Genomic DNA, 25741 nt, shown 5'->3' on the forward strand with positions numbered 1-25741 from the left:
ATTAAAAGAAATCCCGATTTATACACAGCATATTCATTGTGAATAATGTTGTGGATAAACACTACATCTTGGGGTTGTCGACGATATGCATAACAATATGGAGGCTTATTCTAGTATTTTGCTGGCGCTTAACAAGAGGAAAAAATGATGTCTGCGGGGGTTGTATTTTCTGAGGGTTTTCTTAAGCCGCGTCTCGTAAGGCCGCAGGTCGTGTCAACCATTCAGAGAAAATATTGCAATTTATGATCGACCGCTGATTTTTCAAACATTGCGCTAACTTTTCCAACACCTCAGCGCGGGAGAGCAAAACGTGCAGATACTGTCTCAGCCAATGCCCTGGATCCGCCCCACGGAAACACTAACCTGCGCAGATGACAACAGGATGACAGCAGCGTGGGCAGGACAGAGCCGCACGCTGCAGGATTATCAGGCGTTGCCGTGATGCGTGTGTATCATGTAGTTCACATCCACACCGTTACCCAGACGAAACTTATCGGTGATGGGGTTGTAATGCAGGCCAATCATATTGCGCTCACGTAGCGGCGTTTCATCGACCCAGCCCAGCAACTCAGAAGGGCGGATAAATTTCTTCACATCATGGGTTCCCCGCGGCACCATGCGCAGCACATATTCAGCGCCAAAAATGGCCATCAGCCAGGCTTTAGGATTGCGGTTGATAGTCGAGAAGAACACTTCACCACCCGGTTTAACTAACTGCGCGCAGGCATGCACCACCGAACGCGGATCGGGCACATGTTCCAGCATTTCCATGCAGGTCACCACATCGTATTCGCCCGCATGCGCGCTGGCGTGCTCTTCCACCGTTTGCTGGACATAGCTGAGCGTGACGCCGCTCTCCAGGGCATGCAGACGCGCCACTTCCAGCGGTTCGGCACCCATATCCAGCCCGGTGACCACCGCGCCTTCCCGCGCCATGCTTTCGGCCAGGATGCCGCCGCCACAGCCAACATCCAGGACTTTCTTGCCGAACAGCCCGTTGCTGTGTTGCGCAATATAGCCCAGCCGCAGAGGGTTAATACGGTGCAGCGGTTTAAATTCGCCCTCCAGATCCCACCAGCGCGAGGCAACGGCCTCAAACTTGGCAATTTCCTGTGCATCGACATTGTGCTGATGATTCTGTGGTTGTGCATTCATTGAATCGTGACTCCTGACAAAACGTGACATCAGTATAAACGCTTAACTGACTCTGACGCACCTTATCAACTTGAGGAAAAGCACCTTAATAAGGTGGTTAACGTTCACCAGCGAATTGCTCTGTGATATACTTTCGCACCTTTAAAATCCGGGATTAGTAGAGGGATAGCGGCTCCATGAGCGACCTTGCGAGAGAAATTACACCGGTTAATATCGAAGAAGAGTTAAAAAATTCTTACCTCGATTACGCCATGTCGGTCATCGTTGGCCGAGCTTTACCCGATGTGCGTGATGGCCTGAAGCCAGTACATCGCCGCGTACTATACGCGATGAGCGAACTGGGTAATGACTGGAACAAACCCTATAAAAAATCTGCCCGCGTCGTCGGTGACGTTATCGGTAAATATCACCCCCATGGTGATTCTGCCGTTTACGACACCATTGTACGTATGGCCCAGCCTTTCTCCCTGCGTTACATGCTGGTGGACGGTCAAGGCAACTTCGGATCCATCGACGGCGACTCCGCTGCGGCGATGCGTTATACCGAAGTGCGCATGTCCAAAATCGCCCACGACCTGTTAGCTGACCTGGAAAAAGAGACCGTTGATTTCGTTCCGAACTACGACGGCACCGAGCAGATCCCTGAAGTTCTGCCCACCAAAATTCCTAACCTGCTGGTAAACGGTTCGTCCGGTATCGCAGTCGGCATGGCAACCAATATCCCACCGCACAACCTGCGTGAAGTGATCAACGGCTGCCTCGCCTATATCGAAGATGAAAACATCAGCATCGAAGGGCTGATGGAGCACATTCCGGGGCCTGACTTCCCGACAGCGGCCATCATTAACGGTCGTCGCGGCATTGAAGAAGCCTATCGCACCGGTCGCGGTAAAGTGTATATCCGTGCCCGTGGTGAAGTGGAAGTGGACGCCAAAACCGGGCGTGAAACCATCATCATTCACGAACTGCCGTATCAGGTGAACAAAGCGCGCCTGATTGAGAAAATCGCCGAGCTGGTGAAAGAAAAACGCGTTGAAGGCATCAGTGCGCTGCGTGATGAGTCTGATAAAGACGGCATGCGTATTGTCATTGAAATCAAGCGTGATGCGGTTGGTGAAGTCGTCCTCAACAACCTCTATTCACTGACTCAGTTGCAAACCTCTTTCGGTATCAACATGGTGGCGCTGCATCAGGGCCAGCCGAAGATTATGGCACTGAAGGAGATTCTGGAAGCCTTCGTTCGCCATCGTCGTGAAGTGGTCACGCGTCGTACTATTTTTGAACTGCGCAAAGCTCGCGATCGTGCGCATATCCTTGAAGGCCTGGCGATTGCGCTGGCTAACATCGATCCGATCATTGAGCTGATCCGCCGTGCGCCCACGCCTGCCGAAGCGAAAGCGGGCCTGATCGCACAATCCTGGGATCTGGGCAACGTGTCTGCCATGCTGGAGCGTGCCGGTGATGATGCTGCCCGCCCAGAGTGGCTGGAAGCGCAGTTTGGTATTCGTGAGGGTAAATATTACCTGACTGAACAGCAGGCTCAGGCCATTCTGGACTTACGTTTACAGAAACTGACCGGGCTTGAGCATGAAAAGCTGCTGGATGAATACAAACAGCTGCTGGATCAAATTGCGGAGTTGCTCCACATCCTGGGAAGTTCTGAGCGCCTGATGGAAGTCATTCGCGAAGAGCTGGAACTGATGCGCGATCAGTTCGGCGATGAGCGCCGCACGGAAATCACTGCGAACAGCGCAGACATCAACATCGAGGACCTGATCAATCAGGAAGATGTGGTCGTCACGCTGTCGCATCAGGGCTATGTAAAATATCAGCCGCTGAGTGATTACGAAGCGCAGCGTCGCGGTGGCAAAGGCAAGTCTGCCGCCCGCATTAAAGAAGAAGATTTTATCGATCGTCTGTTGGTGGCAAACACCCACGATACGATTCTGTGCTTCTCCAGCCGTGGCCGACTCTACTGGATGAAGGTTTACCAGCTGCCGGAAGCCAGCCGTGGGGCACGTGGACGTCCAATCGTCAACCTGTTGCCGCTTGAAGCGAATGAACGTATCACGGCGATTCTGCCTGTGCGCGAATACACCGAAGGCTTCAATATCTTTATGGCAACCGCGAGCGGCACGGTGAAGAAAACCGGTCTGCAGGAGTTCAGCCGTCCACGCAGCGCCGGTATCATCGCCATTAACCTGCGCGATGATGACGAGCTGATTGGCGTAGCGCTGACCAACGGTAACGACGAGGCGATGCTGTTCTCGGCCGCCGGTAAAGTGGTTCGCTTCGCCGAATCTGCCGTGCGTGCCATGGGCCGTACGGCCTCGGGCGTACGCGGTATCAAGCTGGCGCAAAACGATCGTGTGGTTTCCCTGATTGTGCCGCGTGAAGAGGGCGCGATTCTCACCGTGACGCAGAACGGCTACGGTAAGCGTACCGCGAACAGTGAGTATCCAACCAAATCCCGTGCGACGCAGGGCGTGATCTCCATCAAAGTGACCGAGCGTAATGGCCCGGTGATTGGTGCAGTGCAGGTGGTCGACAGCGATCAGATCATGATGATCACTGATGCCGGCACCCTGGTGAGAACCCGTGTGTCTGAAGTCAGCATCGTGGGCCGTAATACCCAGGGTGTGATTCTGATTCGTACGGCAGAGGACGAGAACGTGGTCGGACTGCAACGCGTGGCTGAGCCGGTGGAAGAAGAAGAGCTGGACTCTATCGACGGCAGCGTGGCGGAAGGGGATGACGATATCGTACCTGAAGTCGACAATGACGACGATGACGTACCCGCAGCGGACGACGATGAGTAATTAGCGCGTCGTACGTTAAGAGCAACGGCAGGTCAGGGATCACCCGACCTGCCGTTTTTTTTGCGGCAGGTTTGGCAAAGGATGATTTCCTCAGGGGCAAATAGTCCCAAACTGCGCCCGGTGCCCGTCACCGACTGGCTTTTTTGCTGCGATAAAGCTAGTGTATGAGCATTAAAAATCCCACGATGCGACTAACCTTGCCACCTGCGAGTTACCTTTGAAATATCTAGTCTCTTTCCGCACGACGCTTCGCATTTCGCGCTATCTGTTTCGCGCGTTGGCGCTGCTAATCTGGCTACTGGGCGCGGTGCTGACCACCTTCTACATCATTAGCGTACTTCACGATAAAGAGAACAAGGTACGGCAGGAATTTGCTGGCAACTACGGCACAATTGACTGGTACGTTCGCCTCTCAGCGGGCAAGATGCGCGAGCTTAAGTTCATCGCTGAAAACCACCTCACCAGCGCCAGCGGCGGGGGAGAAGCCTCAGATCGGTCAACGGCAGGAAAGACGATTCAACCGCAGTTTACCCCCCTTTTTTCCAGTGATGACTGCACCGCCATGAGCGCAACCTGGCGCAACTCACTGGACTCACTCAGTAACTATATCAATTACTGGAGGAGTCATTTCGCCTCATCTTATGAGCTCAACCGGGTGTTCCTCATTGGTGGCGATAACAAGTGTCTGGCGGATTTTGCTATTGGTAACAACGTTAACCGCGATAACAGCCTCAAGCTGTTGCAGGAAAACCTTCAGCGCTACCGCAACAGTTCGGAAGAGGAGCGTCGCAACCCGGTCTACTGGGTAAACAGCAGCGCCCAGCCAGGCGTAGGAAACTTCTCTGTTATCATGCCGATCTACGTGGCGGATAAACTTCAGGCCCTGCTGGGCGTCGAGCAAAATATCCAGCTTGATGCGTTTATTCAGCCCGGTAGCCTGCCCGTCACGGCAACGATTACGGATGAAAATTACGCTCCGCTCCTGACCTCGCGCCGGGGCGGTTTGGGCTTTTCATTAAATGAATTGCCTGATGATAAAACCTGGTTTGGCTATCTTGACGGTTACCGTCAGTTGGTGCTGAAAAAACCGTTGCCACCGTCGAATCTTAACGTGGTGTGGTCGGTCTCTACCGATGTGCTGGTCGATCAGCTCAAACTGATGATGATCAATGCCCTGTTGCTGAATATCCTGAGCGCCATCCTGCTGTTTACGCTTGCCTGGCTGTTTGAGAGACGCATGTTTTTGCCAGCGGAAGAAAACGCACACCGGCTGGAAGAGCACGAGCAGTTCAACCGTAAAATTGTCGCTTCAGCGCCGGTAGGGATCTGCATTTTACGCACCAGCGATGGTACCAATATTCTCAGTAACGAGTTGGCACACAACTATCTGACGCTGCTGACGCAGGAAGACCGTAAGCGATTAAATGAGATCATCGGCGGGCAGCAGGTTAACTTTGTTGATGTCCTCACGGGCAGTAATACTAACCTGCAAATCAGCTTTGTGCATTCCCGCTACCGCAATGAAAACGTGGCGATCTGTGTGCTGGTGGATGTTTCCGCCCGCGTGCGCATGGAGCAATCCTTACAGGAAATGGCCCACGCGGCAGAGCAGGCCAGCCAGTCGAAATCCATGTTCCTGGCAACGGTCAGTCACGAACTTCGTACGCCGTTGTATGGCATCATTGGTAACCTGGATCTGCTGCAGACGCGGCAGCTGCCGAGCGGCATAGACTCGCTGGTGACCGCGATGAATAACTCTTCCAGCCTGCTGTTGAAGATCATCAGCGATATTCTCGACTTCTCCAAAATTGAATCGGAACAGTTGAAAATAGAGCCGCGACCTTTCTCGCCGCGCGAAGTGATCACCCATATTGTCGGAAACTATCTCTCCCTGGTGGTGAAGAAGCGCCTGACGCTTTACTGCTATATCGAGCACGATGTTCCGCAGGCACTTGATGGTGATCCTCTGCGACTGCAGCAGGTGATTTCTAACCTTCTGAATAACGCCATTAAATTCACCCATACGGGCTGTATTATTCTGCATGCCTATGTCACACAAGGCTATCTGGCGTTCCGCACGCGTGATACCGGTGTGGGTATTCCGGCTAAAGAGTTGACCCGACTGTTTGATCCCTTTTTCCAGGTGGGCAACGGCGTACAGCGTAATTTCCAGGGGACCGGATTGGGGCTGGCGATCTGTGAAAAACTGATCAACATGATGGACGGTGACATTGAGGTTGAATCTGAGCCGGGAATGGGAAGCCAGTTTATTGTCCGTATTCCGATCTACAACGGTAAACAGCCTTCCATTCCGCTGCTGGACGGCTTACAGGATAAGAAAATCTGGCTGGCGATGCGCAATGAATATCTGGCGCAGTACCTTGAACGGCTGCTAAAGCAGCATGGTATCCAGGTTGCTGAATATCAGGCCCAGCCGGGCAGTGATGATGTGGTGCTGACAGATTACGTGCCCGACATCCACGCGCCAGTGCGGGCGGTTATCACTTTTGACGGTTCGCACGTGGACATGCCCCGTGAGCCTCAGACGGGACGCTGGATCCACAGCACGGCAACCCTGCATGAGTTACCCACGCTGCTGGCGCGCATTTACCGGATTACGGTTGACGCGGAGGTGAACGATGGCCTGGCGCTCGACGGTCCGGTGGAAGAAAAAATTCATAATGACGACATTATGGTACTGATCGTTGACGATCATCCTATCAACCGTATGCTGCTGTCAGAACAGCTTGGCACCCTGGGTTATCAGGTTAAGACCGCCCAGGACGGCGTCGATGCGTTAAACGTTCTCAGTCGTAATAACATCGATATCGTGCTTACCGATGTCAACATGCCGAATATGGATGGCTATCGCCTGACGCAGCGACTGCGCCAGCTGGGGCACGTGTTTCCGGTAGTCGGCGTCACCGCCAACGCGCTGGCAGAAGAAAAACAGCGCTGCATGGATGCAGGGATGGACAACTGTTTGTCGAAGCCGGTGACCTTAGACGTGTTGAAAACAACGCTGGGCATTTATGCAGAGCGGGTACGGAAAACGCGGGTAGGGTAGCAGGGAAAAGAGGCGGTGCGAAACGCACCGCCTGAGGACTTAATCTTTATCGATTTGTGTCGCACTGACGGACGACAGGTAGTTGAGCAGGGCGATATCATTATCCACGCCCAGCTTCATCATGGCCGATTTTTTCTGGCTACTGATGGTCTTAATACTGCGGTTCAGCTTCTTGGCAATTTCGGTCACCAGGAAACCTTCAGCAAAGAGGCGTAATACTTCGCTCTCTTTAGGTGACAGACGTTTATCGCCATAGCCGCCCGCGCTGATTTTCTCCAGCAGTTTGGCGACGCTTTCCGGCGTATATTTCTTGCCTTTCTGCAGTGCCGCCAGCGCTTTTGGCAAATCGGTTGGCGCCCCCTGTTTCAGGACAATGCCTTCAATATCCAGATCCAGCACCGAGCTCAGAATGGCTGGGTTATTGTTCATTGTCAGAACAATGATGGACAGATCGGGATAGTGACGTTTGATATATTTAATCAGCGTAATACCGTCGCCGTATTTTTCCCCTGGCATAGAGAGGTCGGTGATCAGGACGTTCGCATCAAGTTTGGACAGGTTGTTGATTAGCGCCGTTGAATCTTCAAATTCACCTACAACGTTAACCCACTCAATTTGTTCCAGAGACTTTCGGATACCGAAAAGAACAATTGGGTGATCATCGGCAATAATTACATTCAAGTTATTCATCTTATTGGTTACCTTGCTGCAGCAGTTGATTGACATAAGCGTCAATATTACTGGTGGTATTTTTAATGTTTGAATCGTCACATACTTTGATGTGGTGTTCTAACGCTTCACAAAGCTGTTTGCCCGGTGTCAAATTGAGCATAGCAAACACGCCCTTAAGGCGATGAGCTGTCTGAGCAAGCGAGGCATAATCTGATATCGCTGACTCAGTATACAATCTCTTTACATCATCCGGTACTGTCTCAGTAAACAGCTGGAAATAGCCTCCACTTAACAGTGCCGTGCCGGCGTCATCTTCAGTGTCATCCTCCATCACATCGTGGGACAATTGCTTCTCAATCAGTGCCAGCAAGGCATCAAGTAATGCATTGCTGAGATTGAAATTGACGCGATACTGTTGGTCGTTTAAAACATGATGGCCAGGTTCATCCTCCGCCAGCAATAAAGCCCAGCCGCTGAGTTTGCTGGGATCGTCAGTAATCTGTACATCGTGATCCTGGCCTGAGATACGTTCATCCGGCGTCAGGCAGCGTGCGCCCCAGTTCTCCAGATGGCGACAGACGATCTTGTGCACGTCTTCAACGGCAATCTCAACCAGGGCGGTAATCCCTTCGAGAATCTTCTCTTGATCGTCTTCGTGCTTCTCTTCAAGCGTAAGCGGAAGCTGAATGTTATATCGGGTGCCAATGTCCGCCTTAGCAACGATTTCCAGGCTGCCGCCCATTTGCTTGCACAGCTGTTTGCACAGGAAAAAGGCCATGCCCGAAGCCTGACCATAACGATCCTGGCTGGTATCGCCCAGGAACGGAAAATCGACATTGGCCAGTTCATCGATCGTGAGCCCAGCTCCCGTATCCACCAGCTCGATATAGAGGCGGTCAGGGTGCTGTTCGGCGGTTTTTACCTCAAGGGTAATCTTGCCCCAGCGCGTGGTGATCAGGGCATAGTGCATTAGCGTCGTCAGCACTTTGCGCAGGGCACGGCGATCGCCAAAGCGTACTTCATCGTTCGGCTGATGATTATTCACCACCAACGATAACCCTTTACGACGCAGCAGTGGCAGGCTTTCCAGCGCGATTTCGTCCAGAAGTTCCTGCAGATTAAACACACTGGCGTCAGGCGACCAGTCGTGCGCTTCAAGGCGATTCAGCAGCACAATATCGTCGACCAGACGTGCCAGTGACTGGCTCTCATCCAGAATATCCAGCACGCTTTCGTCATTCTCTCGCTGGCTCAGGTGCACCAGCTGCGAGACAATTTTTTCCAGCGGCTGATTTAACGCGTGACCAAGATGATGCAGCAGTTGCTGACGCATCTGGTGGTTGCGATCTAACACCTGTTGCGCTTTTTGCAGTTTCTTGTTCACCAGCAGCTCGCGATCCTGATCGCGCATCATGAACAGTTGGGTGTGCGGAGACAGCACGCTTCGTGCGTGACGAATCTCATACACTTCATTGTTGATGGTGGCTTGCAGTACGCCCTGATGCTGGTCGGACATATTGATGATTTTCTGCAGATTCAGGTGAGGCAAAAGATGCTCAGCGATTTTATTGCTCAACAGCGTGCGGTTACTGGCAAAATCATAGACCAGCAGGCCAACGGGCAAACTGGCCACAATCTCCTGATTGAGCACCCGGAGCGAATCCAGCTCGGCGCTTTGATTCTCACTGGGTCGTAGAGACTGCTGACGTAGCAACAACATGCCGCTAAGCGAGAGTAAAAACAGCACCAGGTTAATCAGCAGCGGCCACATCAAATTATGTGCGCTGTCGAGCAACAGGCGTAAGAGTGGCACACGGTAAACCAGCTGTAGCGATGTACTGGGTAGTGCAGCGGCGATTTCAATATCGTGATTGACCAGGGCTACCTGTGTGGTTTCAACATCGTCCTGGTTGCTGCTGGCGTTGTTATTCAGCGTGGCATCCTGACGCAGCTGGAAATTCTCCACCGGCATATTCAGGGGAATTAAGTCGTTGATGGGCAGATCAAATGCCACCACAGTCGCCAGATGACCGGGCTGATTAAACGTGGTGCGCAACGTAAAATAGTGGTCGTTCTGAAAGGCAAGATGGCGAAGGGGAGAAAAGCTTTCACGCTCATCCAGCGCATTGGCCTGCTGCAGCATTTCAGCACGTCGTGCCTCAACCAGAGAACTGATGGCATTCTCTTTGTAACGCGTCGTCATGTCTTTCAGCGGCAGGGTGGAGATCATGATCAGGCTGTTGTCCTGACCATTTAAAAAGTACATGGACCAGGTCGGCGTTTCTGCACCCCATAAGGTGTCCAGATAGCTGGACATTCGCATCGACATATCCAGCGTGCTGCTGTCATGGGACCCGAAAATCAGCGCTTCGGTTTTGCGGCGCGTTTTTTCCAGATAGTAGACATCCGGACGCAGGCGCGTCTCTTGCAGATTACTGGCAGGAGGCGTACCGGCAGCACTGGTCGACAGGTTTTCATAAATCTGCCAGGTAACGAAACGGTAGGCATCAATACGTTTCTGAATATCTCGCGCCATATCCGCCATGGCGTAACGTTTGTCGGTCAACCAGGCATTGACGGAGTTTTGCACCATAAAGCCTAGTGCCAGTAACAGCACCAGATTAAATACGATAAAAAAGCGAGTGACATTGCCGGATGTCAGCGGAAACTTATACAACATAGCGTCTCAGATACCTGAATTATCGCGCAACGTTGCGCGCACTGACAGCCACAGCCAACAATAACAGTGCTATGAGTAAAAACGCACCGCTAAGGCTAATCCATTGAGAAATGAACCCGATCAACGCCGGACCAGAAAGAATACCTGCATATCCCAACGTTGTCATGGCGGAAATCGCCAGGTTAGCCGGCATATCATGCTGGTTACCTGCCGCATTGAACAACATCGGCACGGTATTCGATAATCCAAAGCCGACCAGTAAGAACGCCAGCAATGAAGCTTCGGGCCATGGGAGGAGCACCGCTAATGCCATTCCTGATGCCGCCGCCAGCGCACTCACCAACATGACAGCATAACGGCCGAAGCGATGAATAATTTTATCCCCGCTAAAACGCCCAACTGTCATGGCAACGGAAAACAGCGCGTAGCCGAGCCCGGCATGCGCGGTCGTCATCACAGGGTTTTGCAACAGCAGGAGTGCGCCCCAGTCGAGCACGGCGCCCTCTGCTAAAAACAGAATAAAACACAGCATGCCCAGAAAGGCGACGCGTCCACGTGGGATGACCAGCCACGGCTGATCGGGCTGGTGCAAACGCTGATTCATAAAGGTGGGGATTCGCCACAACAACAGCACCATCATCACGGCCATCACGATCAGCACGGAAAGCAGTGGCGTCAATCCCAGGCTCAACAGCAGGCTGACCGCCCCGGCACCCAGAATACCGCCCAGGCTAAAAAAAGCATGAAAGCCTGACATCATCGGCTTGCCAGCTGCTTTTTCCACTTCTACGGCCTGATAATTCATGGCGACGTCCAGCATGCCGAGTCCGGCACCAAACAGCATCAACGCGGCGGCCATGAAAAGATGCGTTTGCACCGTGGCGAGCAGCGGCATCATACATAACACCAGTAGCGTTGAAAATATCATCACTGTACGGCAGCCAAAGCGCGCTACCAACGTGCCGGTTACCGGCATCGCGAGCAATGAACCGATACCCAGACACAGCAACAGGGCCCCCAGGGAAGCACCATCTAAATGCAAGCGATCGCGTGCATAGGGCACCAGTGGCGCCCAGGCTGACATTCCCAGGCCATTGATCAAAAAAATGATGCGTGTGCCCCCGCTCAGGCGGCGGTCAGAGGAAGTTGATTTTGCGGCATCCAATGCTGTCATGGCCCTAATTCATCAGTAGCAAAGCAGAAAAGTGTAGCATTAATTGGCTGCAAAACGCTGTGAGAACACAGGTTTAACAGGTTTTCCGGACCGCTTTTATCAGCCCTGTCAGCGGCCAGTGTACCGACTTTTACCGCGACAAATTTTTTTTCCAGAACTTTCCTGGCATAACCCGCGGGTAAACCCTGCACCGGCCCTCTTTCAGGAACGATCTGCATCACAGTTTAGTGATGTGAATTGCTTAGCTGAATTTCAGTATCGGGCAGGAACCCAGAAAACAAAAAAATAGAGACATTTCCGGCACTTTTGCAATTTATTGGAAATATTTAGCAATATTTTGACATGCAATAACATGCATTCCGCCTTTTTCCCCCCTGATAAATCACAAAAATTGCTAATGTTATTTTTATTAATTCATAAATAAAACTGCATCTTATGATTGATTTTTAAACGCAGGCAGTTAACTATTGATTGCACGATGTTGCCATTTGTGAGCATCGATTAATACAAATGTTAAAAAACAAAGTCACTACTTGCGGAGTTGCCTTTTACTTCGCCTGTTTGCTTAAACCGCCTCCGCCAGGCCGAAACGTTTTCCGATACACAGCATGAAAAAACGTCAATGAAAAATCATAACTTATTTTTATGGTTTTCATTTCAGCTAATTAGATATTCTGGTGGAGCAAGGTCAAGATGGCAGAACTCACTCAAAGTCGCGTCGATATCATTTCCCGTGCAAATGGTACGCTTACGTCTCAGGTCGACGGCGGCTTAACGCAAACGATCACTCTTAATGAACCGAGCGTAGTACGCATTAATGGTACGCGTGAGGCTGTCGTACAATACCAACGTCAGGGCGACGATCTCATCGTCCAGATGCGTGACGGAAGCTCCGTTCGCTATAAAAAATTCTTCCTCGACGATGCCGCAGGCGACCACAGTGAACTGGTCTTTGATGATGGCGTGAACCCTCCAGAGCATGCACTCTTTCCCACGACGGCAGGCGCAACAGATTTAGCGACAACATCCGTGACGCCCGGATTTGAGTCACTGGATAACGTGGAGCCGCTCCTGCTGGCTGATAACAGCAATATTTCTACCGGCCTGATGACGGCGAGTGGTGTTGGCCTGTTAGGACTGGGGGGGTTAGCACTGGGCACCAGTCGCGGCGGAGGCGGAGGCGGTGACACACCGGCAGCACCGGGAACGCCTGGAACGCCAGCAACACCGACCCTGACCGTTAATCCCTTTGCCGGTGACAACGTTCTGGACAACAGCGAGAAGGCCAGCGATCAGCTGGTCTCCGGCACCACCAGCAACGTGGAGGCGGGCCAGACCGTCACCGTGACGCTGGGCGGCCAGACCTATACCACGACCGTCGGGGCCGACGGCAGCTGGAGCCTGAGCGTACCTTCGGCGGCGCTGACCGCGCTGGCCGCGGGCACCACCACGCTCAACGTGACCGTGAGCAACGCGGCGGGAACGGCGGCCAGTGCTGAGCAGGTGATTACGGTTGACGCGCCCGTTACCACGCCGGGCGCACCGACCCTGACCCTTGATCCCTTTGCCGGTGACAACGTCCTGGACAACAGCGAGAAGGCCAGCGATCAGCTGGTCTCCGGCACCACCAGCAACGTGGAGGCGGGCCAGACCGTCACCGTGACGCTGGGCGGCCAGACCTATACCACGACCGTCGGGGCCGACGGCAGCTGGAGCCTGAGCGTGCCTTCGGCGGCGCTGACCGCGCTGGCCGCGGGCACCACCACGCTCAACGTGACCGTGAGCAACGCGGCGGGAACGGCGGCCAGTGCTGAGCAGGTGATTACGGTTGACGCGCCCGTTACCACGCCGGGCGCACCGACCCTGACCCTTGATCCCTTTGCCGGTGACAACGTTCTGGACAACAGCGAGAAGGCCAGCGATCAGCTGGTCTCCGGCACCACCAGCAACGTGGAGGCGGGCCAGACCGTCACCGTGACGCTGGGCGGCCAGACCTATACCACGACCGTCGGGGCCGACGGCAGCTGGAGCCTGAGCGTGCCTTCTGCAGCGCTGACCGCGCTGGCCGCGGGCACCACCACGCTCAACGTGACCGTGAGCAACGCGGCGGGAACGGCAGCCAGTACTGAGCAGGTGATTACGGTTGACGCACCGGTTACCCCTCCAGGCCCACCGACGATAACGGTGAATGACTTTGCCGGTGACAACGTCCTGGACAACAGCGAGAAGGCCAGCGATCAGCTGGTGTCCGGTACCACCAGCAACGTGGAGGCGGGCCAGACCGTCACTGTGACGCTGGGCGGCCAGACCTACACCACCACAGTTGGGCCGGACGGCAGCTGGAGCCTGAGCGTGCCGTCGGTAGCGCTTGCTGGGTTAGCGGCGGGTGCGGCCACCATCGACGCAAGTGTGACGAACACCGCAGGTAATAATGCGACAGACAGTCAGCCGTTTACCGTCGAAGCGCCAGCAGGTGCAGCAGGTACACTGGTTATCACGCAGCCGCTGGGCGGCGACGGTTTTATTAACGCTCAGGAAGCAGCTCAAGGATTGACCGTAAAAGGATCGGTCGCAGGGGTGGCCCAGGGGCAGCAGGTCGTTGTGAACTTTAATGGTGTCGATTACACCGGCACCGTTGATGCCAATGGACTCTGGTCCGTCATCATTCCGTCCGGTGCCTTTAGTGGCGTCAGTGATGGGGTGAAACAAATCACCATCAGCACCGTGGATGCCAATGGTAATCTGCTGTCCAACACCGCCGATATGACCCTGCAGGCCACTACGCTGCCTGCCATCTCGCTTGATAGCGGCTCGCTGAGTGACGGTATTCTCAATAATACCGAAAGCAGCAGCGATCAGGTATTAAGCGGCAATACCGGTGTCACCGGGGCTGGCCAGCAGGTACAGGTTCAGCTCGGCGGTAAAATCTATGACCTGCCAGTAAATAATGACGGAAGCTGGAGTGTGACCGTACCTGCGGCCGATCTGGCTGCACTGCCACAGGGCAATAATCCGCTTGTGGTAAGCGCGATCGATCAGGCCGGGAATGTGGTGACACAGACCAGCACGGTCAATGTCGATACGCAACCGCCTTCATTAGGTGTGGATCCCGTGGGCGGTGACAATACGCTCAGCGTAAGCGATCTGACCCAGCCGCTGATATTGAGCGGTACCGGGCAGAATGGCGATCAGGTCACGATGTCACTTAACGGCAGATTCTACCGCACGCTGGTCAGCACCAATGGACGCTGGTCATTGCGTATCGATCAGTCCGATTTGGCCGCGTTACCCTCGGGTAGAAATCCTTTTACAGTCACCATTACCAACGCCAATGGCAGTCAGACGACGTTCACCAGCGAACTGAACGTCGCAACGGCACCAGAAGTGCAGCCAACATTGAGTGTGAACAGCGGCACCTTTGCGGGTGATGGCGTGCTGGATGGTTCAGAACAAAAACTGCCACAAACGCTCACCGGTACCTCAACAAACGTAGAGGCCGGACAGCAAGTTAGCGTCACCATTAACGGTATAACCTATATCGGTACGGTAGAAGCAAGCGGTAACTGGAGCATCGTTATACCACCCGTAGCACTGGCAACGCTGGCTGAGGGCAGTCAGGCTCTGACCGTCACCGTGGTGAATGCCGCAGGTAATACCACCAGCACCGAACTGACCTTCCAGGTTGACGCAACAGGAAGCAGCGTTGCCCTGGCTCCGGCAGGAAACAACAATTATCTTAATGCCGATGACGTGGCCAGTGAGGTCGTGCTTAGCGGTAGCACCAGCAATATCCCGGCAGGCAGCATTGTTAACGTCACCGTTAACGGTAACAACTACACCGGTACGGTAGGCGCGGATGGCACCTGGACGGTGACGCTGCCGGCGGGTAGCCTCGTTGGCTTACCCAACGGCGCGCTTCCTGTTACCACCACCATTACCGATGCGGACGGCAATACGCTGGCAACCAGCACCTCGAATATCAACGTTGTGGCGACCGATGTACCGGTTGCGACACCGGGCGATGCGTTTGTCGATGGCGTACTGAACGGCAGTGAAGCGGCAGCGGGCGGTGCTATCACCGGCAACAGTGGCGTAACCGGGGAAGGCCAGCGCGTGGTGGTTACGCTCAATGGCGTCAACTACACCGGTATTGTCGATAACACCGGTAACTGGCAGGTGAACATTCCTTCAGCGGTGCTCTCAACACTGCCACAGGGATCGGTGCCTTATACGGTTACCCTTACCGACATTGCCGGCAACACCAGTAATGCCGCCGGCAGCGTGACGGTCGATACTTTACCGCCAGCCCTGACGGTAGCAACACCGTCTGGCGATGGTGTTCTTAATGCAGTTGAACTTCAGCAGCCCCTGGTCCTGAGCGGTAACAGCGAAGGTAATGCCGTTATCGTAGTCAACATTAACGGAACCACCGTCAGCACCACCGCCAATCCGGACGGGAGCTGGACGCTGGAAGTACCGGCTGCGGCACTAAACGGTCTGACCAACGGCAGCTATCCCCTGACCATCACTGCTACCGACACCGCGGGCAATATCACAACGGACACCAGCAGCCTGACGGTGAAAGCCGATGCGGCTTCATTACCCACGCTGACCCTTAACCCGTTTGCCGGTGACAATCTGGTTGACGGCGCTGAACGTCAGGTCAATCAGGAACTGTCGGGCACCACCACCAACGTGGAGGCGGGGCAGGTTGTGACGCTGACCGTGGGCAGTGACGTGTTTAGCGGTACCGTTCTGGCGGACGGATCGTGGCGCCTCACTGTTCCTGCTTCCGTTCTGTCGGCGCTGGCCGATGGTAGCGCCACCTATACAGTTGCCGTCAGCGATGCCGCAGGCAATACCACCTCGACGGATCTTGCGTTGACGGTCAACAGTAATGCTTCCGGTGTGGCGCTTGATACGATAAGCGGAGATAACTTCCTGAATGCCAACGAGGCGGGGGAACCGTTGATCATTACGGGAACCACCGTCAATGTGGCACCGGACAGCACTGTCACGCTGCAGTTTAATAATGTCACTTACACCGCCGTGGTCTCTGCTGGCGGTACATGGAGCGTGATCGTCCCACCATCCGCTCTGGCAGCCCTGACGGATGGCCCTGCGGCCTTAACCGTAACGACGACGGATACAACGGGCGCGGCGCTGAGCAGTTCAGCCACGCTCAATGTCGCGATTAACAATGTTCCCAACCCTGTGGTGATCACGGCCTTCGGCGACGGGATCCTGAATGCCACGGATATTTCCAGCGTACAGCAGCTTAGCGGAACGACCGGCGTAAGCGGTGTGGGCCAGACCGTGAGCGTTTCCCTGGGCGGCAATGTTTATACCGGTACGGTAGACGGAAATGGTAACTGGCGTGTGAGTCTTCCTGCCAATGCCTTAGCCGCACTGAATGAAGGCAGCACGGACTATACCGTCACGGTCACGGACGCGGCAGGGAACAGCCGCGAGGTAAGCGGTAACGTTAATGTTGACCTCACGCCACCGACCCTGACGCTTGATCCCGTCGCCGGGGACAATATCGTAGACGCCGCAGAAAGCACGGCGCCGATCGTCCTGAGCGGCAGCAGCGATGCGGGCGAGGGGCAGGTTGTGACCATCACCCTGAATAACCAGGTATGGAACACCACGGTAGGTGCTGACGGCAACTGGAGCTTTGCGCTGCCAGCGGGCGCCCTGGCAGACGTCGCAGCGGGCAGTTATACCCTGACGGTGAGCGTCAGCGATCCGGCGGGGAACCTTTCAACTGAAACCCGTGATATTACCGTGGCGACCGGTACATTAGCGATAAGCATTGATACGCCTTTTGCCGACAGCTACCTGGGTCAGATTGAGGCAGCCAGTGAACAAACGCTGACAGGCACGACAGGGCTGTCCGGCGCAGGCCAGATTGTGACCGTCACGCTAGGCGGTAATGACTATGCAGCCACGGTGGATGCTCAGGGCAACTGGACGGTCACGCTGAGTAGTACCGTCCTGCAGGCCTTGCCCGAAGGCTCAAATACGCTTGTCGTCACCGTTAGCGATGCGACAGGCAGCAGCGGCAGCCTGAGCAGCGCAATCACCGTTGACTTTACCCCACCGGAACTCAGCCTGAATCCTGTAACCGGTGATAATCAGATTAACTCACTGGAAATTCTGCAAAATATTTCCGTTTCAGGTACAGCATCGCTGGCCGATGCAGGGCAAACGGTGACGGTGACGCTTCAGGGCGAAACCTATCAAACCCTTGTCTTGATTGACGGTACCTGGGTTCTTGAGATACCCGCCAGCGTCATGCAGGGCTTGCCGGATGGCCCTTACTCACTGGACGTCACGCTGACCGATGCCGCAGGCAACCAGACCACGCTCACCCAGACCCTGACGCGCGTCGCAGACAGCGCGTCGCTTCCGGTACTGACCCTCGATGCCATCAGCGGGGATAATTACCTTAACCAGGGCGAAGCGGCTGCGGACTTAACCATCAGCGGCGGCAGTACGAATTTGACCGCTGGTCAGGTGATCACCGTTTCGCTCAACGGGCAAAGCTACACTGGAGAAGTGCAGGCAGATGGCCGCTGGACGGTGACCATTCCACAGGCTGACGTCAGTGCCTTACCGGACGGTCCTCAGAGCGTGGTGGTGAGTGCCACCGACAGCGCAGGCAACCCGACCAGCAGCGATGCGATCCTTAATGTTATTGCCAGTGGCGCGGCGCTGCCGACCCTGAGCGTGGATGTGGTCGCCAGTGATGACATTATCAACGCCATTGAAGCCGGAGCGGATCTGGATGTCAGCGGCAGCAGTACGCAACTGGCAGAGGGAACGGTAGTGACCGTCACGCTGAACAACGTCGGCTACACCGGCACCGTTGACGCGGCGGGTAACTGGACGGTCTCAGTGCCGTCTTCGGCTCTGAGTGGTCTGCCTTCCGGCTCGCAACAGACCTTTGTCGTCACGGCAAATGACGTGGCAGGTAATACCGCCCTGACTAACCACAATGTCGCGATTGACACGACATTACCGGTATTGAGTGATATCAGCCTGAGTGCAGGCACATCGCTTAATCTGGCCGAGTCGCTGCAGGATCTGACCGTGAATGGCAACAGCGATCCGGGCGCGCAGATCACCGTCGTCCTGAACCAAATCACCTACACCACCAGTGCAGATGAGAATGGTGTCTGGTCACTGGCAATCCCCGCCGCGGATTTGCAGCAGCTCAATGACGGGCTCCAGACGCTGACGATTACCGCAACGGACGCCAGCGGCAATGTCACTACCAACACCAGCACCACGCTGGATGTGGCCTTCCGCACACTGCCGGAGCTGACGCTGGATACGCCGTTTGGTGATGGCATTGTCAGTCAGGCCGATGCTGCCGGTGAACTCACCCTGAGCGGCAGTGCGACTAATCTGCCAGAGGGCAGCCCGATCACGGTGACGATCGGCGATCAGCCGTTTAATACGACCGTTGGTGCCAACGGTGCATGGACCTTAACGCTGGCGCCGGGCGCGCTCGATGCCTTACCCGATGGCCTGACCCAGGTGGTGGTGACGGCCAACGATGCGGCAGGCAACCCGGCTGAAGTCAGCGCAGGCATTGAGATTCTGGTGACCGTACCGGCCGATCCGACCATAGCCGCCACGTTGTTTGGCGATAATGTGATTAATACCGCTGAAGCCGCCTCCGTGCAGCTGATTACCGGCACCACGCCGTTTGGCGATGGACAAACCGTCAGCGTCAGCGTAGACGGCACGCCGCTAACCGTCTCTGTCGATGCGAACGGTAACTGGAGCGCCAGCCTGCCGCCCGACGTGATTGCCGGTCTGGCAGACGGAACGCACACGATTAGCGTGATCACCACTGACCGGGCCGGTAATACTTCTGTTGCCGTTACGCAAGACTTCACGACGGCCACGGCACCTATCCCCGAACCCACGCTGAACACGCCATTTGGTGATGGCCGTATCAACGCGATAGAGGCGCAGGCAGATGGCACCCTGAGCGGCAATCTGAATATTGATAATGCCGCCTCCGTTACGGTAACCGTCAACGGTACGGCCTATGCCGCCACGCTCAACGGTGATGGCACCTGGTCCCTGGCTCTGCCATCGGCATTACTGCAGACGCTGCCAGACGGTAACTGGCCCGTTGCGGTAACCATGACGGACACCAACGGCAACACGGCCACGATAAACAGCAACATTGTGGTAGCAATACAAACTCTGCCGGATGTCAGCCTGACTCTGCCGTTCGGTGACGGAGCACTGAATGCGGCTGAAGCGGCACAAGACCAGACGCTGACCGGCTCGACAGGTATCAGCGGCGAGGGCCAGACAGTAACGGTGACCATCAGCGGCTTTAATAACGATTTGCCACTGAATGCAACCGTTCTGCCGGACGGAAGCTGGTCACTGGTCCTGACGCCGGCGCAGATGGCGCAGATCCCCAACGGCAGTCATGTTATTACCGTCAACGCCACGGATATTGCCGGCAACACTGACAGCACTACGCTCAATGTGGTCACCGCCGTCACCGTTCCCGTGCCCACCTTTACTGACCTGCAGTTTGGTGGCGATAACGTGCTGAACATCAGCGAGGCCGCTGCTGGCGTAACGCTGACCGGGACGACCGGTAGCCTCGGTGCAAACCAGGCGGCAAGTATCAGCGTGGATCTGGATGGAATACGCTATCCGGGTACCGTTGATGCGAATGGTAACTGGAGCGTCACGATCCCACCTAATGCGTTGAATACCATCGGAAGTGGCCCGCACAGCGTGACGGTGAATGTGGTGGATGCAACGGGTAATCCGGCTACGGCACAGTTTGACTTTACCGCCGATCTGACACCGCCAGCCCCGAGCGTGGATCCGCTGCCACGCAACGGCTATGTCAACGCCACTGACGTCGAGAACGGTATCACGCTGACGGGCAATACCGGTGAAACCGGCGCTGGGCAACAGGTTGTGGTGACTATCGGCACCACCGATTTCACTGCCCAGATAGCGGCGGATGGAAGCTGGACATTGCCGTTGAGTAACGCGCAACTGAGCGCCTTAACCGATGGCACCTATTCGTTAGCCATCACCGTCACCGATCCTGCCGGTAACAGTACGACGCTCAACGAATCCCTGGTAATCGACACAACGGCGCCAGCGATCACCGGCGTGACGTTTGCAGGTGATGATGGGCTGAATTATGCCGAGAGTATTCAGCCTCAGGTGTTAAGCGGCATCGCTAACGGTGCGGAGACCGGGTCACAGTTAACCGTCTCCTATAACGGCACGCTGTTAGGTACGGCGGTTGTCGGTGCCAACGGCGCCTGGAGTCTGACCCTGACGCCAGAACAAATGAGCACCTTCGTCGCACCGGATACCACGTTAACGCTTGCCGTCAGCGACCTGGCGGGCAATCCGGTCACGCAGGATCTGACGGTGCCGGTTGATCTTACACCCCCACCAGGACCGCTGGTCACGCTGGGCACCGTATCGGGTGATAACATCATCAGCACGGTCGATCAGCAGGCAGGTGGCGTCGTGGTGAGTGGAACGTCACAAAATCTCGGTGCCACCGGTGTCGTTACCGTCGTGATCAACGGCGTGGACTACAGCACGACGATTGATGCTAACGGCAACTGGACGACGGCAACCTTACCGGTCAGTGATTTTGGCAGCACTGATGGCCCGGTCACGATTACCGTCAATGCCACCGACGGAACGGATACCGTGACCACCAGCGGCACTGTTCAGATCGATCTGACGGCACCGGTACTGACGATTAACAGCTTCACGGGTGACGATGTGGTTAACGCCAGTGAAAGTTCAACGCGTCAGACCATTAGCGGTACGGCGGACACCAGCGAAACGGGACGTACGGTAACGGTTACCCTGAATGGCAAAACCTACACGGGGATCGTGCAGGGCGACGGCACCTGGTCTACCAGCGTGCCAGCCAGTGATATGCAGGCGTTGGACAACGGTGAAACGACCATTAATGCGCAATTGACCGATGCCGCCGGCAACGTGGGCAGTGCCAGCCGCACCATTAACGTCGATACCGCAGCACCATTGATTGAGATTGACGCCTTCCTCGGCGATAACCTGATTAACGCCGCCGATATTGCTGTCGGGCAGGTATTAACGGGCCGGACAACCGGTGCGGAAGAGGGACAAACCATTTCCCTGTACGTGGGCGATGGCGCCCCTGTCGCCACCGGGATCATTGGCGCTAACGGCGTCTGGAGCATTGACCTCACGCCGCAGGTGCTGTCCAGCCTCAACGACGGTGCGCTGGTCTTTGGCGTGCGCGTCAACGATCAGGCTGGCAACCAGACGGATGCCACGATTACCGTGAACAAAGTGGTCAATGCCGCCTTGACGTTGGTAGTGGATTCTGTCTTTGGTGACGGCACGCTGAGCGCGATCGACACCACGATTGCCCAGACCATTACCGGTACGGCGACCTCTGCAGGCGTAGGCGCAACCGTCGCGGTCACGATCGGCGGCACGACCCTGACCAGCGCCGTGGGCCAGGACGGGAAGTGGGCGATTGTTGTTCCCCCCAGTGTTCTCGGCCTGCTGAGCGACGGTGAACTGGCCCTGAACGTGACGTTAACCGATGCAGCAGGCAACAGCCGCAGCGTGGGTGAAACGGTCAATGCCATCGTGAATGCCGTACCTGTCGTGGATAACCTGACCGGTCTGTTTGGCGGCGATAATCTGCTGAATATTGCCGAGGCCGCGGTTGATCAACAGATTGGCGGGATTATCGAGAACGCGGCAGTGGGCTCACGCGTGACCGTTATCCTGGGGACGAAGACGTATAACACCACGGTGCAAGCCGGGGGTAACTGGAGCGTGACGCTGCCGTCCGGCGATCTCTCTTCCTTACTTAATGGCAATCTGACGCTGGGCGTGACTGTCACCGATGCCGTCGGTAACGTAGCCAGCAATAGCGCAACCATTGGTATCTTCACACAAACGCCGACCATCAGCCTGACGTCGCTGTTTGGTGATGGCGTGCTTAACCTGGTTGATATTGCCACCAGCCAGACCATCAGCGGCGTGGTGAATAACGTTGCTGCCGGTTCGGTGGTCACGCTGAACGTGGGGAACAGCCAGGTCACGGCAACGGTCGGCAGCAACGGCACGTTCACCGCCACGGTTGCGCCGGATATTTTGAGTACTCTGACGCAGGGAAATCTCACGATTGGCGCCACGGTCACCGATCAGGCCGGTAACACCGCCTCTACCAGCGCCGGTATTCGCGTCGATACCATCGCGCCTACCCTCACGATCAGTCCGCTGTTTGGCGATGGCCTGTTAAATGCCGCGGATGCGTTACTGGGCCAGACGATTGGCGGCGTGGTGAACGGTGCAGAGGCCGGTTCCCGTGTCGTAGTGACGATTGGCGGCCAGCAAATCGTGACGGCAACGGACGCCAGCGGGAACTTTGCTGTGTCACTGACGCCAAGGCTGCTCCAGGGCCTGACGGACGGTACGCTGACGGTCGGCGTCAGCGTCACGGATGCGGCAGGGAATACGACCAGTAGCACGGCGTCGGCCACGGTAGGGATTAACACCTTACCTAAAGTCACGCTCAACCCACTGTTTGGTGACGGCATTTTGAATATTGCCGAGTCGCTGGTCACCCAGACCATCAGCGGTACCGCCACCGGCGTAGCCGCAGGCAGTACCGTCAGGCTGGCGATTGGTAATACCACGGCAACGGCGATCGTTAACAACGACGGCACCTTCTCGGCCACGGTTTCCCCCGCCATTCTGGCTACGCTGCTCGGCGGTAACTTTACCGTGAGTGCCTCGGTTACCGACGCCGTAGGTAACACCACCTCCACCAGCGGCGGTGTGCAGCTGGGGCTGACTCAACCCACCCTGACGGTCAATACCGTGTTTGGTGACGGCATCCTCAGCGCTGCGGACCTGGCCTCTAACCAGACCATCAGCGGGACATCGAATCTGGCTGCCGGGGCGACGGTCAGTGCTACGCTCAACGGCATTACCTATTCAACGAAAGTGATCAGCGGTGGCAACTGGACAATCAGCGTGCCAAAAGGTGATTTAACCGGTATCAGCGATGGCCTTAAAGCGGTTGCGGTGACTGCCACAGATGTGAATGGTAACACCGTGACAGGCAGCGGCAGCCTGACCGTCATCAGTAATACCCCACCCGCCGTAACCATTACTTCGCTGTTTGGTGATAACGCATTAAGCGTGGCTGATGTGAAAACCACCCAGACGATTAGCGGTACGGCGACCAATGCGGAAGGGTCGCTGGTGCAGGTGACGATTGGCGGCCAGACCTTTACTACCACGGTCAGCAGCAACGGCAACTGGAGCCTTCCGGTTTCGGCCTCTAATCTCGCGGCGATCGCGGATGGACTCTATACCGTCACGGCAAGCGTGACGAATGGCGTGGGCAACAGCGGTAATGCCTCGGCTTCGCTGGGCGTTGCCAGCCGGACCACGCCAACGGCGGGCATCAACAGCTACTTTGGTGGGGATGGTTATCTGAATATTGCCGAGGCGAATGTTGCAGAAACCATTAGCGGTACGAGCAGTAACGCGATTGGGGGACGGGTTTCCGTCAACGTGGCGGGCAACATTTTCACCACGACGATTGGCAGTAACGGTGCCTGGAGTATCAGTGTGCCGTCAGCCACCCTGAAAGGCATTGCGGATGGCAGCCATTCTGTAGCCGTTACCATCACCGACGTGGGCGGTAACAGCACCACAGCCACCAGCAGCTTCACGGCGCTGTCGCACAATCAGCCGCTTCTGGGCGTCGATCCTGTGCTGAGTGTGGTGTCATCGCTGATCAACGGGCTGACGGTGCAGGGGGGCTCTCTGAATGCGGCTCAGGGGTCAAAAGTCAGCGTTACGCTGCTGCTGGCTAACGGCAGCAATGGGCCGACGATTAACACCACCACGGATGCGCTCGGACGCTACGCGGCTAACTTCAGCCCCGCGCTGTTATCGGTTGGGGGACTGCTGCTGTCGCTCAATACGCTGGCGAAGGTCACGATTACGGATGTGGCGGGCAACAGCTACACCACGACCAATACGCTATTGTTAGGCGCTGTGTTGCCGGTTACCACGGCGTCAACGACCGAGTCCGTTGCGCTGTTCTCACTGGTGGACGACAGTGCAACCGCGGCGGGCCATGATACGCAGCACAACACGCAGTCCACCGAAGAGGCAACGCCGACGGTGCACGTGGCTTCAACGCTGACCACCGAAGCCGATGTGGCCGCGCCGGTCAATGCGTCGGAGGACAATACCGGCGTCGCGGCGGCGGCAGTCGCTGAAACGGCAGCCGTAACAGACACGCCTGTTGACGAAAGTTACAGCATCGGCGGGGTGGTCATTACGCTGGCAGATGGCAGCATCGTGGAAGGCGCATCGGTAAATGGGAGTAGTGGTGCCGATACGGTTGTGGTCAGCGATCTGAACTTCAGCCATATCGATGGCGGTGCAGGAACCGATACGCTGGTGCTGAACGGCGATCATCTGACGTTGGATCTGACCGATCTTGGTCTGAAAGTGGAAAACATTGAAGTGCTCGATCTCGGCCAGAGCGGCACGAACGCTGTGAAGCTGGATCTCAACGAGGCGCTGAATATCACTGACCAACAAAGCGATGACCTGGTGATTAAAGGGGCCGACGGTAGCCTTGTCACGCTGGTCAATGGCCAGGGGGGCACGTGGGAAATCAGTGGCGAACGCATGGTGAATGGTCAGTCCTACGAGGTCTACCATAACTCGGCGCTCACCAATGACAACACGTTGGGCGATGTTCTGATTCAACACAATCTGCAGGTACACATCGTTTAACATACGATATTCACGTTAAGCACTTACCCACAGCAGCGGTTGCGCAAGCTTCCGCTGCTTTTTTTCTGCAACGTGGCTTTCAACATTCCGCCACTCTTCCTGGCAACATGTCAGCATGGGGTAAGCACGCCGTGAGGGCATCCGGCCACTAACGGATAGATGAAACAGGCCGTTTTATCTTGACTTCGGGTAACGCTGTACCGACCCAGAGTAACGGGCAGATTAACGCCGGTTCGACAGGAAGCGTAATCGTCGCCTTTTGATGCCGCCTTGCCTGACAACCGCTTCATTAATCACAATCACGAGACCTTCCAGGACCTGAG

At 55.7% G+C, this 25741-nt stretch carries 7 protein-coding genes; 3 read left to right on the forward strand and 4 right to left on the reverse strand.

What is annotated here, in order from left to right:
- Positions 1 to 426: 426 nt before the first annotated feature.
- Positions 427 to 1155, reverse strand: a complete 729-nt coding sequence (ubiG, locus tag P9J57_RS06995; protein ID WP_210509689.1) for a bifunctional 2-polyprenyl-6-hydroxyphenol methylase/3-demethylubiquinol 3-O-methyltransferase UbiG — start codon at positions 1153 to 1155, stop codon at positions 427 to 429.
- A gap of 176 nt (positions 1156 to 1331) precedes the next feature.
- Here ubiG and gyrA point away from each other — a divergent pair, with 176 nt between their 5' ends.
- Both gyrA and rcsC read left to right on the forward strand, forming a co-directional pair.
- Positions 1332 to 3974 (forward strand): DNA topoisomerase (ATP-hydrolyzing) subunit A, encoded by a 2643-nt coding sequence (gene gyrA, locus P9J57_RS07000; RefSeq protein ID WP_019105996.1) that lies wholly within the window; start codon positions 1332 to 1334, stop codon positions 3972 to 3974.
- Positions 3975 to 4191: 217 nt separating this feature from the next.
- Positions 4192 to 7041: a two-component system sensor histidine kinase RcsC gene (gene rcsC, locus P9J57_RS07005; RefSeq protein WP_013026490.1), complete on the forward strand. Its 2850-nt coding sequence runs from the start codon at positions 4192 to 4194 to the stop codon at positions 7039 to 7041.
- A gap of 39 nt (positions 7042 to 7080) precedes the next feature.
- On the opposite strand, the gene rcsB is transcribed toward rcsC, so the two are convergent.
- The 3 genes from rcsB to P9J57_RS07020 are packed head-to-tail and all read right to left on the reverse strand — an operon-like array spanning position 7081 to position 11567.
- Positions 7081 to 7731, reverse strand: a complete 651-nt coding sequence (rcsB, locus tag P9J57_RS07010) for a response regulator transcription factor RcsB (protein ID WP_014605387.1) — start codon at positions 7729 to 7731, stop codon at positions 7081 to 7083.
- A 1-nt stretch (position 7732) separates the two neighbouring features.
- Positions 7733 to 10393: a phosphotransferase RcsD gene (gene rcsD / locus P9J57_RS07015; protein ID WP_483279435.1), complete on the reverse strand. Its 2661-nt coding sequence runs from the start codon at positions 10391 to 10393 to the stop codon at positions 7733 to 7735.
- Between the two features lie 19 nt (positions 10394 to 10412).
- A complete protein-coding gene (locus P9J57_RS07020; protein WP_089517167.1) occupies positions 10413 to 11567 on the reverse strand; it encodes an MFS transporter in 1155 nt (384 codons plus the stop codon).
- A 693-nt stretch (positions 11568 to 12260) separates the two neighbouring features.
- On the opposite strand from P9J57_RS07020, the gene P9J57_RS07025 reads away from it, so the two are divergent.
- Positions 12261 to 25418: an Ig-like domain-containing protein gene (locus P9J57_RS07025; RefSeq protein WP_483279436.1), complete on the forward strand. Its 13158-nt coding sequence runs from the start codon at positions 12261 to 12263 to the stop codon at positions 25416 to 25418.
- Positions 25419 to 25741: the final 323 nt, after the last annotated feature.

Source organism: Pantoea sp. nfd-35, from assembly GCF_056892255.1.

What these genes read in the sequence shown, in the direction of transcription:
- ubiG (WP_210509689.1), bottom strand. Translation starts at nt 1,155, where the DNA reads ATGAATGCACAACCACAGAATCATCAGCACAATGTCGATGCACAGGAA.
- gyrA (WP_019105996.1), top strand. Translation starts at nt 1,332, where the DNA reads ATGAGCGACCTTGCGAGAGAAATTACACCGGTTAATATCGAAGAAGAG.
- rcsB (WP_014605387.1), bottom strand. Translation starts at nt 7,731, where the DNA reads ATGAATAACTTGAATGTAATTATTGCCGATGATCACCCAATTGTTCTT.
- rcsD (WP_483279435.1), bottom strand. Translation starts at nt 10,393, where the DNA reads ATGTTGTATAAGTTTCCGCTGACATCCGGCAATGTCACTCGCTTTTTT.
- P9J57_RS07020 (WP_089517167.1), bottom strand. Translation starts at nt 11,567, where the DNA reads ATGACAGCATTGGATGCCGCAAAATCAACTTCCTCTGACCGCCGCCTG.
- P9J57_RS07025 (WP_483279436.1), top strand. Translation starts at nt 12,261, where the DNA reads ATGGCAGAACTCACTCAAAGTCGCGTCGATATCATTTCCCGTGCAAAT.